Origin of the sequence: Parapedobacter deserti, from assembly GCF_042646065.1 — a bacterium.
Lineage (GTDB): Bacteria > Bacteroidota > Bacteroidia > Sphingobacteriales > Sphingobacteriaceae > Parapedobacter > Parapedobacter deserti.
Genome location: NZ_JBHRTA010000061.1, coordinates 39,692 through 57,372, shown reverse-complemented (window position 1 = coordinate 57,372; position 17,681 = coordinate 39,692). Strand labels below are relative to the sequence as shown.

At 52.3% G+C, this 17,681-nt stretch carries 9 protein-coding genes; 2 read left to right on the top strand and 7 right to left on the bottom strand.

Annotation, left to right across the window (positions count from 1 at the left end; all coding sequences use genetic code 11):
- Positions 1–8 precede the first annotated feature (8 nt).
- From ACFOET_RS19570 to ACFOET_RS19540, 7 genes are all read right to left on the bottom strand, one after another.
- The gene (locus ACFOET_RS19570) at positions 9–1,064 is read right to left on the bottom strand and encodes a FecR family protein (protein ID WP_379025862.1); all 1,056 of its coding nucleotides are present in this window, start codon (positions 1,062–1,064) and stop codon (positions 9–11) included.
- A gap of 95 nt (positions 1,065–1,159) precedes the next feature.
- Entirely contained in the window at positions 1,160–1,921 is a 762-nt protein-coding gene (locus tag ACFOET_RS19565; protein ID WP_379025860.1) for an RNA polymerase sigma factor, read from the bottom strand.
- A gap of 51 nt (positions 1,922–1,972) precedes the next feature.
- Positions 1,973–3,277: an alpha/beta hydrolase gene (locus ACFOET_RS19560; RefSeq protein WP_379025858.1), complete on the bottom strand. Its 1,305-nt coding sequence runs from the start codon at positions 3,275–3,277 to the stop codon at positions 1,973–1,975.
- A complete protein-coding gene (locus ACFOET_RS19555; RefSeq protein ID WP_379025856.1) occupies positions 3,270–5,132 on the bottom strand; it encodes a RagB/SusD family nutrient uptake outer membrane protein in 1,863 nt (620 codons plus the stop codon). The genes ACFOET_RS19560 and ACFOET_RS19555 overlap by 8 nt, the downstream gene beginning before the upstream one ends.
- A gap of 24 nt (positions 5,133–5,156) precedes the next feature.
- The gene (locus ACFOET_RS19550; RefSeq protein WP_379025854.1) at positions 5,157–8,522 is read right to left on the bottom strand and encodes a SusC/RagA family TonB-linked outer membrane protein; all 3,366 of its coding nucleotides are present in this window, start codon (positions 8,520–8,522) and stop codon (positions 5,157–5,159) included.
- A gap of 204 nt (positions 8,523–8,726) precedes the next feature.
- The gene (locus ACFOET_RS19545; protein ID WP_379025852.1) at positions 8,727–9,725 is read right to left on the bottom strand and encodes a FecR family protein; all 999 of its coding nucleotides are present in this window, start codon (positions 9,723–9,725) and stop codon (positions 8,727–8,729) included.
- A 121-nt stretch (positions 9,726–9,846) separates the two neighbouring features.
- On the bottom strand, positions 9,847–10,455 hold the full coding sequence (locus ACFOET_RS19540; protein WP_379025850.1) for an RNA polymerase sigma-70 factor: 609 nt from the start codon (positions 10,453–10,455) through the stop codon (positions 9,847–9,849).
- Between the two features lie 179 nt (positions 10,456–10,634).
- Between ACFOET_RS19540 and ACFOET_RS19535 the strand changes: the two genes are divergently transcribed.
- Both ACFOET_RS19535 and ACFOET_RS19530 read left to right on the top strand, forming a co-directional pair.
- Positions 10,635–14,648, top strand: coding sequence for a hybrid sensor histidine kinase/response regulator transcription factor (locus ACFOET_RS19535; protein WP_379025848.1), 4,014 nt, complete (start codon positions 10,635–10,637; stop codon positions 14,646–14,648).
- A 137-nt stretch (positions 14,649–14,785) separates the two neighbouring features.
- The gene (locus ACFOET_RS19530; RefSeq protein WP_379025846.1) at positions 14,786–17,656 is read left to right on the top strand and encodes a TIM-barrel domain-containing protein; all 2,871 of its coding nucleotides are present in this window, start codon (positions 14,786–14,788) and stop codon (positions 17,654–17,656) included.
- Positions 17,657–17,681: the final 25 nt, after the last annotated feature.

The window sequence follows — 17,681 nt, the reverse complement described above, 5'->3', positions numbered from 1 at the left end:
GGTGATATTTACTTGCTGATATATAATGTGTTACCTTTCATACGGAAATGGAACGGATAAGAGAGCTGCAGCGACTCCAGGATCTGCTGAATGCTTTCGCCCTGGAAGCGGCCCGTATACCGGTAGTGCTTCACGTCTTGATCGTCAAACCGGGCTTGGATACCGTACCAAGCGCTTAGCTCCTCGATGATGGTTTCTAACGGATCGTTTTCAAAATCGAATGTCTGCTTTGCCCAGGCCACTTCCCTAGGAGCTGCCAGAATCGTATCCCGCTTTCCATTGGCGGGCCTGTCCTGCCGGTATACGTACCGCTGTGCCGGCAGAATGGTTGCAACCTGACCGGGATGCTTCCGGGGGTTGACCTCGACCTTACCGCGTAGCAATGTGACCTCGGCAATGCCGGCATGGACATCTTCCCTCACGGTGAACGCCGTGCCTAAGACAACCGTTTTGGTCAGTGTGCCGAGCACCGTAAACGGCCGGTCCGCCTGATGCGTAACATCGAAATATGCCTGCCCGGTCAAATAAACGGTGCGATTGGTACGGCCGAAGCCGTCCGCTGTGCGGATGTTGCTGCTATCAGCCAGTAGAACCACCGTCCCATCTGGCAAGGTGATCGTTTTGCGCGCGCCCACGGTTTCGGAGGGTGCGAGTTGCTCCGAAAATTCAGGAGTTGGAAAGCCTGCTTCCGGCCAATAGCGCATGGTCAGGAAGCACAGTGCGCCGACCGCTGCCACTCCGATCGGGATCGCAAACCGCATGGCCCGCGCCAGCGGCTTTCGCTGGCCTGCGCCTACCGGCGGTACGCCGGCGATCTGCTTTTTGAAGTCCTCTGCCCCTATGAGCCCGAGTTTAAGCTGGCGGAGCTGCTCTTGTAAATTGCCCTGCCTCGCACTCAGCAGCGCGAATAGTGCTTTAGCTTCGGCAACAGCGGCACCCTTTTCGGGATGAGCGGCTATCCACCCGGCCCAAAAGTGACAAGCCGCCTCGTCTTGCCCCAAACAGTACTGCTGAAAGCTGTGATCGCAGACGAAATCGATTACATCGTAACGTTCAAAGTCCATGGAGCTCCTGATTTTCTATTAAAGACTGACAGATTAGCCTTTTTTCCTAAGGTTTTTTTTAAAAAAAAAGAAAGTTTTGGTTGCAAGTACCGCTGCTAGGGTTTCAGCAGCGTCCGCAACCGCTTTACAGCATCGTAAATGGTATTATAAGCGGTTTTGATGGAAATGCTTTCCCGATAGGCGATTTCTTCATAGGTCCGGTTTTCGAAAAACTTCAGCCTGATCAGCTCAAGTTGCTTGGGCGTAAGCTTTGAGAGGGCTTCGCCCAACCGCATGCGCCGCTCGTCTGAATGTTGGCTGCTGATGAGGATTTCTTCATACGATCGTTCGGCTTTCGGTATTTCAGCAGCCAGGTGATCCAGCGCCTGGCCAAGCCTGCGGCGATCATGCAATTCGTCATGCACAAGGTGCTGAAAAGCCGTCATCAGGTATCCGCGCACCTCGGCTACCGGTTTGAGGTGCGCACGCCGCTCCCAGAGCTTCAAAAACAGCTGGTTGATGCAGTCTTTAGTCAGATCCTCATCGGCCCCGATACGTAAGCCATCACGGACCATGTGGAAATAAAGCGCGGTGTATAGCGAATACAGAGCCTCCTTGTTGCCTGCTCTCAATTCATTCCAGTACGTTACGAAGGTTGAACCCATGCCTTTTCGTTTGCCCCCTGACGTGAAGCCCGCTAAAGATACGGCATTTATCTCCAGAACGCCATATATCGGCCGACTTGAAGGCAGCCGTAGGTGAGCCGACTCCAGCTCTACGAAAACCGGCAAATACGCCTTCGGCATCGCCCGGTCTGAAGCGGCGAACTGACCGGGCCGTGGACGCTGGATGACACCGCGCCATCTTATCTGGCACAACGCTGCACCGGATGCTCCAAACGCATCCGGTGCAGCTTGCGGCTTTGCCGATTATGGAGATACTGTGCTCACTTCGAAATGCTTATCTGCAAAGTCCAGAAAAGCCTGCCAATCGTATGCCGTGACGTCGTGCTTGCCGGCACGTATATGATACCCCACGTCATTCATAATGGGCTGATGAATAGCGGGCATCGTAAGGGAGGGCAGGCCCTTCAGCCCATACAGCTCGTAAACCGGACCGGCGTGGTAAGCCGCCAGATACTCGCCCTTAGGGTCAGCCCATTGATCGCGCTCAGCGCTGGCGACATATACGGCCCGCGGCGCCATCAGCGCAATAAGCTGGTGCTGATCAAACGGCATCGCTTCTTCGCGGCCGTGGTACTGATCAAGCGCACGGCAAAACCAAGCAGGCTTGATGCTGCTCACTATGGCAATGGTCTCACCATATTTACGCCGGGAAAGGGCAGCGCCGCCGGCGCCTGAATTATTGGAAATCACGACTTTGAAGCGCGTATCCTGCGCGCCGGCCCACAGTGCGGCCTTGCCTTGCCGGGAATGGCCCATGATAGCAACGCGTTCCATATCCACACGGGGGTCAGTAGCCAGATAGTCCAAAATACGGCTGGAACCCCAAGCCCAGGCACCGATAGCCTGCCACTCGTCCGGGGCTCTCCCTCCTTCGCCGTAGCCCGGGAAGAGCGAAACGACGCTATGGTCTTTCAAGCCCGGCTTATCGGGGAAAATATCGTGATAACACATGGTGGCCACGCCATAACCACGGCCGATGATGTCTTCGTACGCCCACCGGTTGGTTTGGCAGCCCCGCTCCCAGTCGGGATGGCCGGGCTCTTTTACCAGGGCGAAGTTTTTCGAATACAGAATGGTAGTATCAAGCGTAGTGCTGTGGTTGCCCTTGAAATTATAACCGACAAACATGGGCGCCGGGCCCGCCACATGGTTGGGCAGGTACAGCAGCAAAAGGGCTTCCTGCGTTTTCTGGCCGTTGCTGAAGATGAGCCTGACCTGCCGGCTGGTGGCCCTGCCGCCAAGCGCTTGCGGATCTTCGGTGAGCACCTCATATCGCACGGGAATATGTGCCGTTGGCGTGCGCCCGTACATCTGGGAAGTGAAGTGCTCCAGGATCTCGGGCCGCCGCTCCTGCTCCCATTGCGCAACGGTGGTAACCTGCTGTCCGCCATCGGTCACCAGCAGCGCCGGCAACGTATAAGCAGGTACTTTTGATTCGTCATAGTTGACATCGGTTCGCTGCGCCCAGCCTGTCGTAGACAAGGCCAGCGCCACAATGGTAATATACGTGATTTTCTTCATGGTATTGAAATTGACGTTTCTATTCAAGTTCCAGTCGCTTAGCCGGCACATTCCGTTCCGCACCGGGATAGCCGATATTTTGATTAATCACCCCTTTGGTATTGGCATTAATTGCTGCTGCCGGAATCGGCCACAGAATGTGGTGTACACTGAGTTTATACTCAGCCCATCGATGTTTGATGCCTTTGTTGTAAAAGTTGTTTTTGGCAGTTACCCAGTCGTAATAAAAATTATACCCTTCTTGTTTGATATTGGATCCGGTGCCTCCAGGTCCGGAAAGCCGATCCAAGGTATAGGTTCGACCGAAGTATTCGCACGCCTTACCCGTTTTTGCATAGGTGTAGGCAATGCGTGTCAGTTCAATGTGCCTGTTTTCTTCAAAATACAGCTCTCTTGCTCGTTCATCCACAATGGCACCGATGTCTACATCTGCGGCAGTCAGAGCATCGGCACCGGCGCGTTGCCGGACGACATTGAGCGCCTCGGCGGCCAATGCGCTTTCGCCTTTCCAATAATGGGCTTCGGCTATCAACAGATAAACTTCCGCCGAGCGATAAATGTACATTGGCGTTTCCCCGCCCCAGAACCAATCAGCGGATAACGGATCGGGCACAAAGGTCTTAAAATGGGGCCACTGGTACCAGGATCGGATGGAGTCTTCTACAGACATGGCCGGATTCTTAATCAGGTGCTGTCCATAGTACGGGTTTCCACGGTTTTTCAACGCCGGATCATTGTACCGAAGATCTGCCGGACTGACCCAACTGTCCCGGTTGTATACTCCACGCATATCTCCTCGTTCTTTGTCCGTCCATAGCGTATATTGGTAATAGTTGGTAGAGCGCGCCCTTCCAATCCCACGTCCGTAGGTGGTGTTGATTTCGTACTGAGGCTCTACATTGGCCGTGTAGACAATACCGGTAGCACCATCGGGAGTAGTTACACCCACGATACGCGGTAAAAGCTGACGCATGAGCTGGGACCTAGCCGAACCTTGGATTCCAGGATATGAAACGATATACATGAGGCCCTCGGTGTTAGATGCGTCCAGCTTCGCCTCCACGGAATGGAGGTCGTGCATCAGATTAGTGTTGGGCTTTGTCGCATTGGGCGTAAACCGCTGGGTCATCAATGGATGTGTCACGACAATCTCCCGGCCAATCGATATGGCTTGATCAAATTCACCCAAGGCAATGTTTATTTTGATCAACAGCGTACCGATAGCGCTTTTGCTAACACGTCCGCGATCAACCGCATCGGGGACAACCGTATAAGCCCATTCAAGCTGTTGCTTGAGGAATACCAAAATATCCCATCGGTCCGTGGTGTAGTAATCGGTTCGCGCTTCAGTGACTTCGTTTGGTATAAACGGTACATCACCAAACTGATGCACCAGCTTATAGTACCAATACGCCCGGTGGAAATAAGCTTGCCCTAGGATACGATTTCGTTCTGCTTCACTTCCGAAAATCCCTTGATCAATACGGGATACGATGATATTGGCATACTGAATCGCTTTATAGCCATTGGTCCAGTACCAGCCCACGCGCGTGAAATCGGTACTGTTAAGATTGGCATCAGGTAAGAGCGAAATATCGATATCCATTTGCGGCCCGGCTTTATCTGTTGTGCCTTCTACGGCAATATCCGAAAGGATCATTTCCGTAAGCGCCGCCATGCCATCGCCGTTGTACTCGCTGAACATGACCTTTTCACAGGCCGCAAGTGCAGATTCGAACCCTTGCGCATCAACGAAAGTGTTTTCCGGCGTGTAAAAAGATAGCGGGTTGGGATCCAACCAATTTTTGCTGCATCCCGTCATCAGCATCATTCCGGCTATGGAAGTGGCAGCGTATCGCTTTATCATATTATATGTGATCATATGAGCTTTGACTAAATCAGTAAATTATAAGGTAATGTTCACACCAAAATTAAAATTGCGGGGAGTAATTGAGCCGTTTTCCGGATCCCAGAATGTCCAGTGCGGAGAAAACACTGCTGCATTCTGAAGACTTGCCGAAAGCTGCAATCCTTGAATTTTATAGGGCAGCAATAATGGTGTCGGAAATTGGTACGACAAAACAACGCTCTCCAGACGCACAAACGACCTGTTTACCCAGTTTGTGCCGATATTTTTTGAGCCGATCCGGGCATAATCGTTGATCGGGTTAGAGGCCGTCCACCGTGGAAACGCATAATCCGAAGTCCGGTCCGGAAAGGAATATGAATTTGCCGCACGCTGGAATTCGCCATAGTAATTGAGGTTGGCGTAAAACATAACAGACAGCGAAAATCCTTTGTGCCGCAAATCATTCCGCAAAGAAAGCCGTGACCGGGGAGTTCTATATCCCTGAAACACTTTGTCCTCATTACTCAGCAGTCCATCGCCGTTCTGGTCTATGTATTTGAAATCACCCGGCTGGAGCCCGTATTTTGCCGCTTCGGCTTCTTCACCGAGCTGCCATACTCCTGCCCGCTCGTAAGACCAGATGCGATCTGGATCCTGGCCGATAAACCATCCGTTTACTTCGTCGTTGGATTCGCGCTGGCCAATGACCTGCCCCGCTCCGTCCACGACGTCTACCATATCTCCATAGAGCGACCTGATGGTCCGGCGGTTTAGTGAAAAGTTAGCGGTAGCGTTCCAGCTCAGTTGTTCGCGCTGGATAATCCCAGCCAATATAGACACTTCCAGTCCTTTGTTGCGCAGTTTGCCGAGGTTGCTGGTGACTTTTCCATACCCTGTGACATCAGGCAGCAAGCGGTCTACCAACAGGTCGTGGGTAGTAGCCAGATAGCCTTCCACTGAACCGCTGACCCGATTATTTAGCAGACCAAAGTCCAGCCCGATATTGTGGGAGGCGCTTCGCTCCCATTTCAGGTCATAATTGGCCATGGTCTCCACAAAAATCTGCGACGTGGTGTAGACATTGCCTGATTGGTCTATGTAGGGCACCAGACCAGAAATCATTTGTGCTAAAGCCGCATACTGGCCGATCTCCCGGTTGCCGTTTTCGCCCCACGAGTAACGCAGTTTCCCATAATTTAGCCAGCCCACCGCTGGAAAAAATGGTTCATCGGTAAATGTCCATCCAAACGCCAGCGCTGGAAATGTGGCCCTTGGATTGCGCTTGCCGAATGCAGAATAGCCATCGCGCCGTACGGATGCAGTCAGCATATAGCGGCCCTTCAGCGAATAAAACAGCCGGCCCATCAGGGCATCGCCTGTTTTGTAGGTGTCGTTACTTGATACGGTGTTGATGGACCCGGCCTGCAAACGGTGGAATCCCAACAAGTCGTTTGGCGAAAATCCCTGGGCGTTTGCGACCGAAGACCAGTACTGTCCTTTTTCGGCATTGGCCAACAACGTCACCTCGACGTTGTGTATATCAGCAAATTCTTTCCTCCAGCGCAAAATGTTGTCTAACTGCCAGCTGAAGGTTTTCGTATGCTGTCTGCTGGCCGCGCCACCGATTGAGGCCCAACGGTCTCCTTTTGACGAGAAATGGTTGTAGTATTCAGACCACTCATAGCGCGGCGTAAAATTGAGGTTATACTCAATGCCGAAAGGTAGGTACACTCGCGCAAACAGGGTGGCAATGACGTTCTGGCGCCTATCGATACGGTTTGTATATAAATTGTCGTAAAACGGGTTAACGGGGTCTAGCCCGGTCGGACGGCGCTGGAACTCGCTGTTGGGATCATCGATGTTGTTTGAGCCGTATGGCGAAATCATGGTCATCTGGTTCCAATCTGATTTCAGGAACCCTTCATTGCGTGAGGCGAACTGTGCGTTCACCCCGGTGGTCAAGAATGAGGTGATTTTTGATTCGACATTGGCCCGCGCACGGATGTTTTTGAACCGGTCCCCGGTGATTACGCCTTCACGGTCCGTATAACCCAGAGAAAAGTATTGGGCGACATACTCAGACGCGTTCGAAATATTGAGACTGTAGTCCTGCTGTAGCGCACGTTGGAATACGAGGTCGTCCCATCGGGTGATCTTGTTGGAAAAATAATTGTCAATCTCTGGCGAAGTCAGGTTTAGGCGCGAGAGCCATTTGGTCACCAGCTGTTCCTGGGTGACGCTGTTCACCGGCGTGCTTTGGTCATAATTATACCATGCTAACTGGCTTATACCGTTCAATTGATCCGGATTGACAAACATCTGCGGATATTGGGCAAGGTATTCTTCCGAAAACCTACCTTCATTATAATCCTGCCGAAATTTAAGGAAGCCCTCCGGATCGAGTATGTCGGGCTGATTAGCCGAGGTAGCAAAACCGGTGTTGCTGATTAAGTTGATCAATGGCTTGCCCTGTTTACCACGCTTGGTGGTCACCACGATCACTCCGTTGGATGATCTGGAGCCGTACACTGCGGCGGCGCTCGCATCTTTGAGGATGTCAATCGTAGCGATGTCATTGGGATTGATATCGGCCAACGCACCTTCGTAAATGACATTGTCCAACACAATTAGTGGGCTGTTGCTGGCTGTCAGCGTTCCATTGCCTCGTATCGACAGCGATGCTTCAGCTTTTGCATCCGTGCCTACTCCGATATTCAATCCCGGTGCATTTGCCCTCAACAAGTCCTGCACGTTGCGTGGCCCCTGCGAGGCCAGTTCGGCGGCTTTGATGCTGGAAACAGCCCCTGTCAAATCCCGCTTTTTTGCCGTCCCATACCCGATTACCACTACGTCTTCCAATAGCTGCACATCTTCTTGCAAAGCAACATTAATCATCGACGATGCGCCCACCGCAACTTCTTGCGCCAGATATCCGACATAGGTAAATACCAAGGTCGCTCCCTGCTGTACGCTTTCGATTTGATACCGGCCGTTTTGATCAGTTACGGTGCTGATGTTGGTTCCCTTTACGGCTACGTTTACGCCAGCTAAGGGTGTCCCACTCGCCTGCACCGTACCTGACACTGCTGACTGAAGAATTTTTCCTATCGAATGTAGGTGGGATAACGGGGACAAAACGATATGCTTATCAACCACTTTGTAGGTGATTTGCTTCCCTGCAAATAGTTTCGCAAGAACCTGATCTAGCGGTTCGTTCTGTAATGATAACGTTTGCTTCTCCTCAGCATTAATTTCCTTGTGGTTATAAAAAAACAGATAGGGTGTCTGCTTTTCAATCCCCTTCAAGATATCGCTGATGCTTGTAGCGGCAACCTTTAGCGTTATGCGCTCTTTCTGCGCGTACACCTCCTTTCCGCTAAGAACCAACGAACAGATCGTTATTAAGGTGATGGTCAGTTTCATATATATTACCAGGCGTATAATTGGATTTTGTAAGGCAATACACATCACATATGAATTGTTCTTCATATTTTTGTCTAGTTTTAAAGTTCTGTAATCTATTTACTTTAGGCTAAGTTTGGTAAGGTGTGCTGCAATCACGCCTTACCCTTTTACCAGATCGTTCAATCTTTTTTCATTGGCACTCCTCCTTTTTCTATTGATGATTTATATTGCAAATATTTCGACGTCGTGTTCCGTGATTTTGTAGCCGAATGGTCTTCCCGCCCTAACCACCTCGAGAATTTTTTCTAATTTCTCCTGATAATAGAATTTACCTGTACATTCATAGGATGCGATCCCCGGATCCTTGATACGAATAGGTTTTTGATAGTAGCGCGATAGCCGTTCTGCCATATCAGAAAATGGCGTTTTGTTAAATATCAGGTAACCTTCTATCCGGTCAATCATCTCCGTAGTGTCAATATCGCTTTGAAGTTTAGTGCTGGCCCTTTCTTTGTCATAGCTCAGCTTTTGGCCGGGCTGCAGTAGAAAATCTTGGTTTATCGATTTGTGGTGCCTTAAAGAGACGGAGCCGGCGTATAAGGTTGTCTCAAAATGCGAGGACTCATCGTACGCATAGATATTAAATTCGGTCCCCAATACATTCACAGTATGGGTGGCGGTCTCAACTTCAAAAGGTTTCTGCTTATCTGCCACCACATGGAACTGGGCTTCGCCATCAAGCACCACGTGTCTTTTGTTTCGGCCAAACCGCTCTGGATAGGTAAACTTACTTCCTGCCGCCAGCCAAACAACGGTACTGTCGGCAAGCACCAGTTTTACCCGTTGCCCTACGGATACCTCAATGTGGTGGTGGCCTATGGTATCACTCCGATACTTGAAAAAATACCAACTCCCCGCGACAGATAACAGTATCGCGGCTGCTACCCGTAACATGCTCCGGATATTCCATGTTAGGGGTTCCCCGCCTACAACTTCTTTCCGTAAACTTTGCATTTTGATTTTCAGCAAATCATATGCTTGGTCTGCCGAGACAGAATCCATATCGTCGTGATAGCTGAGGACCACTAAATCCCATGCATTCCGGATCAGGCGATAGCGTGCCTTGTGATCGGGAGAAGCCTCAACCCAATTTAAAAAACTGTCCGTTTCCTCTTCGGAAAGTTCTCCTCTAATGTATGCCAATAACTGTTGATCCGACATGGTTTTCAATCAACTTACTAAAGTATCCGCGGTACGGCTTATAATTTGATTAACGCTTTCGTCCGTTAGTAAATAGTAATTTTGCGAGCAGGCGTTACCCCTAAAGAAAGAAAGGATTTTTTTAGAAACCACCCAAAAGCAGGATTGACATAAGGTAGTCTGACAATCTAAGCCGCAACAGTTTAAGCACCTTACTGATATGATATTCAACGGTTTTTTCGGTTTTCCCGATTTGATCGGCAATTTCTTTGTTGGAAAAACCTTGTTCTCGGCTGAGGTTGAATATTATGCGGGTCTGTTCGGGCATATGGGCTAAGGTATCACCTACCAAATGCTCAATTTCTGAAAGATAGATAATCGAGGTGTTCAGTGTTTGGAGCGTATGCAGATCAAGCTCCACTTGGCGTAAGCCACGCGAAAACAGGTGCTGTTCGATTTGATAGCGCCTCCGCCTTTTCTCCATACTGTTCAGCATCTTTAATTTGACAACTTGTATTAGAAAGGCGAACAGATTTGGGGTGTTTTCCTGCAGGTTTGGGCGATATTCCCAAAGTAAAATAAAAGTATCCTGTGCTACATCTTCCGCTAAGCCAACGTCATGGAGGTAGGATACAGCAAACCGCAATAAACGGTTGTAATATCGATCAAAGGCGGCCCGGAAGGCCCATTCTTCCCCAGCTTTGATGCCCAAAACAAGGCCCTTGTCTGTCAAATCTCGCTTATTTGGCATGAAATGGATTAACCTTTTATACAAACATACAGTTTTACGCGATATAACGAACAACTGCCTGCGAGCCCCATTCTTTGAATAACGCCTAAAAATGCTAACTTGGGGCGTCCAATTGGGAGAGACCGTATGATTATGATAATGCACATCCTATCGGGGGACGATAAGCTGTTGGCTGGCGGATGGCTAAATACGATGGAGATATGAACCTATTGCTGTACCTATCAGTAATAGGGTTTGCGTTGCTACTTTCTCTTCGGAGCACTGCGCAGCCTTTCCAGTTTCAGCAATTGAACGTGGAAGATGGGCTGTCCCACAACCATGTTACTACCATTGTGAAAGATGGGCGGGGTTTCTTGTGGTTCGGTTCGCCTGCTGGCCTTAGCCGATACGATGGGCACGAAATAAAGGTCTTCAGGCATGAGGCCCAAAAGCCCCACAGTATAGCCGACAATGATATACAGGGTTTGTTTATCGGCCCTGACAGCCGGTTGTGGGTAAAGACCAAGTCGGGGATGAACATTTACGATGGCTCCCGGGAGCACTTTGTCCGCAACGTAGACAGCGTACTGCTATCATTGGGGCTGCCCATAGCGGAAATACTGGATATCCGCCGGTCGCCGGGAGGCGAGTGCTGGTTTTTACAAATTGGCGGCTTGGTGTCTTGCTTCGATGAGCGGAAGCGGGCGGTTACCTCGCTTCCATGGCCAGATCCGGAGGTTCCCGTCACGGGAATTGCGCTGGATGACGCGGGCAATGCCTGGTCGGTCGATCGAAATGGGTCGGTCTATCAAGTGGGAAGCGGGCCTGCGGCAGGTGCTCGGCTGCGGGAAAGTATCGGAAGCGGAGGGGTAATGGCCGATTTCAGGTTGATGATCGACCGCAATGGTCGTCCGTGGGTGTATGCTCCCGGTCGCCCTATGGGCGTATACTGGTGGCCGGAAAGACAGGGATCGCCAGTGCACCTGACCACGTCATCTGCTGGTATGCGGCTGAGCAATCCGATTATTTTTGGAATAGCTGAAGATCCCGACGGGAACATCTGGATTGCCACCGACCATGGCGGTGTAAACCTGGTGGATACAAAAACCCGCCAGGTTTCATACCTGCTTCATGACGCATACAATGACCGGACGATCAGCCAGAACAGCGTCATGACGCTTTACTGCGACCGGGACGGAATTATGTGGGCCGGCACCTTCAAGCGGGGGGTCAGTTACTACCATTCGAGCCAAATCCAGTTTGTGCTGCACCAGCGGCAGCGGGGTACAGGCGAAGCGGTGCTACCTTTTGACGATATCAACCAGTTTGTGGAAGATCAACGGGGAAACGTATGGATCGGCACAAATGGCGGCGGATTGGTCTATTATGACCGGCGCGCGAACCGGTTTACCCAATATCAGCACGACCCCGATGATCCGCACAGCCTCGGTAGTGATGTGGTCGTAAACCTGTACATAGACCGCGAAGGCATGCTTTGGATAGGAACATACTTCGGCGGCCTGAACCGCTTTGATGGAAAACGGTTTGTGCGCTACATGCACGACCCCGATAATCCGGCATCTATCCCAGACAACAGTGTGTGGGAAATCTACGAAGATAGCCAAGGGCGGTTTTGGGTGGGCACGCTCACCTCGGGGCTGGCCCTGTTGGACCGCAATACCGGCATTTTCACAAGGCTCGGATCGGGAGAGCAGGGTTTTACGTCTTCGGCTTATATATCGGCCATCGCCGAAGATCACAGCGGGGGGCTTTGGTTCGGTACCGCCTCGGGCATCGAATTACTGACCCCCGACGGGACATTCCAACGGTTTTCCTTCACGGCAAACACGCCTGGAGCTCTCAGCCACGACCACGTAAACGCTATTATCGAAGACAGCCGCCACCGGATCTGGGTCGCCACCCGCGACGGCATCAACCTGTATGATGCGTCTGCAGGCACATTCAGGGCCTTTCGCACGGCAGACGGCCTGCCCGACAACACCGTGCTGGGAGTGGTCGAAGACGGAGATGGAACGATCTGGGTGAGTACAACGCGGGGAATATCGGCCATTCGGGAGGAGGAGGGCAGCCCGGGGCAATGGCGCTTCTGGAACTATGACCGCCGCGACGGTTTACAAGCCAACGCGTTCAATGAAGACGCCGCTTTCCGGATGTCAACGGGGGAACTCTTTTTCGGCGGTCCGTCAGGCTTCAACATCATCGATCCGGCGCGCGCACAATCACCTCCCCTGGCGCCGGATCGGCCGGTGCTTACGGATGTTCAGCTGTTTAATAGCAGCGTGGACGTAGCGCAATGGACAGGCCATAATCAACTGCGGCTCGCATATGACCAAAACGTATTGGGATTTGTCGTCGCTTCGCTGTACTTCTTTAATAAAGACCGCGCCCACTTTCGGTACAGATTGGGAGGCTTTGATAAGCAATGGCAGGCGATGGACCGGCATACCCGTAAGGTAACGTTTACCAACCTGGATCCGGGCGACTACCGGTTTGAGGTGATGGTTTCTGCCGACGGCGAAACGTGGAGCGAGCCCTATACAATGGCGACCGTGAAGATAATGCCCCCTTTCTGGAAGACAGGGTGGGCTTATCTGCTGTACATTGCAGGTTTTGCAGGCGCTATCCTCGCCATCAGGCACGTCGAACGCACACGTGAGAAAACGCGGTTCGCCTTGCAACAGGAACGGCAGCACGCGGCCCAGGTTGCGGAGCTTGACCGACTGAAAACTCGTTTTTTTACCAACGTGAGCCACGAGTTCCGCAGCCCGATCAACCTGATTCTGGCGGCGATGGATAAACTGCAAGCGGAAACCCGCTCGGTGATAGGCAGCCGCCACCTGAGCGTTATCGAACGCAATGCCCGCCGCCTGCTGCACCTGGTCAACCAGCTGCTTGATTTCAGAAAAGCCGACATGCAGGAGCTCAGGGCGCACGTGGAGCAGGCGGATCTTGCATACGCCGTTGTGCAGCATTTGGAGTCATTCAACGACCTTGCCGAAAGCAAAAACATAACCTACCACTACTCGCTCAGCGATGCCCGGTATGAGGCATGGTTTGACCTCGAAAAAGTAGAGCGCATTCTATTTAATTTACTGTCAAACGCTTTTAAGTTTACCCCGGTGGGCGGCCGGGTAACGGTATCGGTCAGTTTCGAAGACTCCATGACATTGGTGGTCCGTGACACCGGCATCGGCATACCCGAAACGGCCCGAAAACACATATTTGACCGCTACTTCCAGCACGATATGCCTTCGAGCATGCTTAATCAGGGAAGCGGCATAGGCCTGGCCATAACCAAAGAATATGTCCAGCTGCTTGGCGGGCGTATCGACGTGGAGAGCGTCCCTGAACTGGGAAGTGTATTTACGGTTGTGCTGCCGCTGAGCCCGCCCCCTGGCCAGACGGGCAACAACCCCCCGGAAGGCGGCAAGGGCGAAAGCAAAGCGAAGAAACGCATGCTGCTGGTCGAAGACGATGCGGATTTCCGGTTTTACTTAAAAGACCACCTCCGCGACAGTCTGGCGGTATATGAAGCCGGCGACGCTGCCACTGGCTGGGTGAAAGCGCTGGCCGTGCATCCAGATATCGTGGTATCGGACGTGGCCATGCCCGGCGAAGATGGCCTCGCCTTTTGCCGCCGGCTGAAAGGCGATCCGCGGACACGGCATATCCCTGTCATCCTGCTCACCGCCATGGACGATGAAACCATGCAGCTGGCAGGCATTGATTCGGGGGCTACTGATTACATCACCAAGCCGTTCAATTTTGAACTGCTGCGCTCGAAACTCAACAGCATCCTCCGACAGAAAGATTCGATGGAGCAAACCTACAAGAAACGCATCGATGTGCGTGCTGCGACATCCAAGGGGGAGTCTGCCGATGAGCTGTTTTTGCGGAAAGCGCTCGAAAGCGTAGAGCGGCATATGGCAGAGCCCGGCTTTTCGGTAGAAAGCCTGGCAAGCGAGATGAACCTAAGCCGAGTAGCACTTTATAAGCGGATACTGACGTTGACCGGACATACCCCCTCTGAATTTATTCGCAATATACGCCTCAAGCATGCTGCGCAATTGCTGGAACAATCGGGCACCACCGTGGCTGAAATAGCATACAAGGTGGGGTTCAACAACCCCAAGCAATTCAGCAAATATTTCAAAGCGTTATATGGTGTGGGGCCTGCTGCGTATCGAAAGTAGCCGTTTCAACCACCGGATAGTTAACCAAACAATACCCAATTATTAACAAAACCATCCCCCTGTCTATACCGGGCAAGTGTATTTTTGTGCCGTAACCAATGTAGCATCTGTTACCATTTATTGCCATTATGATAAAAATGAAGCGCCCATTTCCTGTCGGCTTATTTTTTCTGTTTTACATCTCGGCTGCGCCAACGTTGGTTGCCCAGCATGACCAGCCTCGTGTTGTCCGCCATGAAAACGGTATATCGCTGACTTATGAGGGTATGGCTACGGCGGCAAACCAGCAGCTGGAGTTAGCCGTCATTACCGATCGGATCATTCACGTGGTGGCACGTCCGCTGGGGAGTACCGTTCAACCGAGTGAGTCGCTTATTATCATCGATTCGCTGCGCCGCACGGCGGGAGATTGGCAGCTGGAAGAGACTGCCGACTTCGTGCTGGTGAAAACAGCGGCACTGACGGCGCAGGTTGCCAAAGCTTCCGGCGTGGTCACTTTCCTGGACAGGCAGGGCCAGCCCCTCCTGGCCGAGCAGCGCAGAGACGCCACCACATTTGCCCATGATGCGTATGATGGTGATGCGTTTTACCGCGTCCGGCAGCATTTCACGGTGTCCGATACCGAAGGCCTCTACGGCTTGGGCCAGCATCAGAATGGGATAATGAACTACCGGGGCAGGCAGGTGACCTTGCTTCAATACAATACCATGATCGGTGTCCCCTTCCTGATTTCTACACGTAACTACGGTATCCTATGGCACAACTATTCCATTACGAAAGCCGGAGATGTCCGGCCCTTACTGCCGCTGTCGGCCTTTCGGCTGTACTCCAAAGAAGGGCAACGCGGGTGGCTTACGGCCACCTACCGCGATAAGTACCAGCCCGACTCCGTGTGGGTGTCCCGCCCGGAATCGGAAATCGCCTTTCAGTACCTGAGTGACCAAACCAAGTTTCCGGATTCGATAGACCTGGTTCGCAGCCACGTAACCTATGAAGGGCAGCTTGAATCGCCCTACAGCGGATTGCACCGGTTGCATTTTATCTATTCGGGCTATGTAAAGGTATGGATAGACGGACAGCTGCAGGAAGACCGCTGGCGGGAATCGTGGAACGCGGGCTCCTTTGAAATAGATTTGGAAACGGAAGCCGGCCGACGGCACGACGTGCGTATTGAATGGTTGCCTGACGGTGGGCAATCTTACCTCGGCGTCCAATGGCAGCGCCCCATACCGGAGTCTGATCGCTCTCGCTTCTCTTTTGATTCGGAAGCGGGCGACGGCGTAAATTATTATTTCATTGCGGGTGAAGACATGGATGAGGTCATCGGCGGCTACCGCCACCTCACCGGACGGGCGCCCATCATGCCCCGGTGGGCCTTCGGCTACTGGCAGAGCCGCGAGCGGTACAGGACCCAGAAAGAGCTGGAAGAGGTAGCCCGCGAGTTCCGCCGGCGGCGGATACCGATCGACAATATGGTGCAGGATTGGTCGTATTGGCCCGAACACGACTGGGGAAGCCATACATTCGATCCCGCCCGTTTCCCAGACCCGGAGGGCATGATCAAACGGCTCCACGACCAACACTTCCGACTCATGATTTCGGTGTGGCCGAAGATCAATGAAGAGTCTAGCGTATACCCGCTTTTCCGAGACAACGGCTGGCTGTATATGCGCAATATCTACGATGGCCGGCGAGACTGGATCGGCGAGGGATACACCTCCACGTTTTATGACCCATTCAACGCCGGAGCCCGGCAGGGCTTTTGGAAACTCATGAACGAGAAACTTTATCAGAAAGGCGTAGATGCTTGGTGGATGGACGCCAGTGAGCCGGACATTCACTCCAACATCAACATTGAAGAACGCAAATCGGTCATGCAGCCTGCCATTGGTTCTTCGGTGAGGTACTATAATGCGTTTCCGCTGGAAAACGCGCGGGGCATCTACGAAGGACAGCGTGGCACTGACCCCAACAACAGGGTCTTTATCCTTACACGATCATTTTTTGCGGGCCAGCAGCGCTATGGCGCTGCCGCATGGAGCGGTGATATTTCCTCTCGCTGGCACGACATGAAAGACCAGATTGCCGCGGGCGTCAATTTTTCCATGTCGGGTGCTCCCTACTGGACGATGGATGCGGGCGGCTTTTTGGTGGAAAAGCGATTCCACCAGCCCAACGCGGATGACCTGGAAGAATGGCGCGAGCTTAACGCCAGGTGGTATCAATACGGCGCGTTCCTGCCCATGTTTCGCGCCCATGGGCAATTCCCCTACCGCGAGCCGTTTCATATTGCCCCTGAAGGGCACCCAGCCTACGCCAGTATGGTGTATTCCATCGAGCTGCGCTACCGGCTATTGCCATATATCTATTCGCTGGCTGGCGACGTATACCTCCACAACTATACCATGCTGCGTGGCCTGGCCATGGACTTCCCGCATGATGCGCAGGTGCTCAACATCAACGATCAGTTTCTCTTCGGCCCGTCGCTCATGGTCAGCCCTGTGACACGGCGCGGTGCTACCTCGCGCGAAATTTATCTGCCAGAAGGGGCGGGCTGGTACGATTTTTACAGCGGTGAATACCATCACGGCGGACAAATGCTGAACGCCCCAGCACCCTACGAACGTGTGCCGCTGTTTGCCAAAGCGGGTAGCATCGTACCGATCGGCCCAGCCGTGCAGTATACCGATGAAAAGCCGGCCAGCGAAATAACGCTGTGGATATATGCCGGGGACGATGGCATGTTTACGCTGTATGAAGACGAGGGGACCAATTATAACTATGAGCAGGGTAAGTTCAGCACGATCGCCTTCACGTACCGCGACGATACGGGCGAGCTGCGTATCGGCAATCGCGAGGGCGCATTTGACGGCATGTTGGCCGACAGGAAATTTCATATTGTCTATGTACAGCCAGGGAAACCCCAGGGATTTGATAGGGAAGCAGGCGTAACCAAGACGATTACCTATACTGGAAAGGAGGAGCGGATCATGTTAAACAAAAAGTAAACCACTGAATGAATAAGTAAACTTA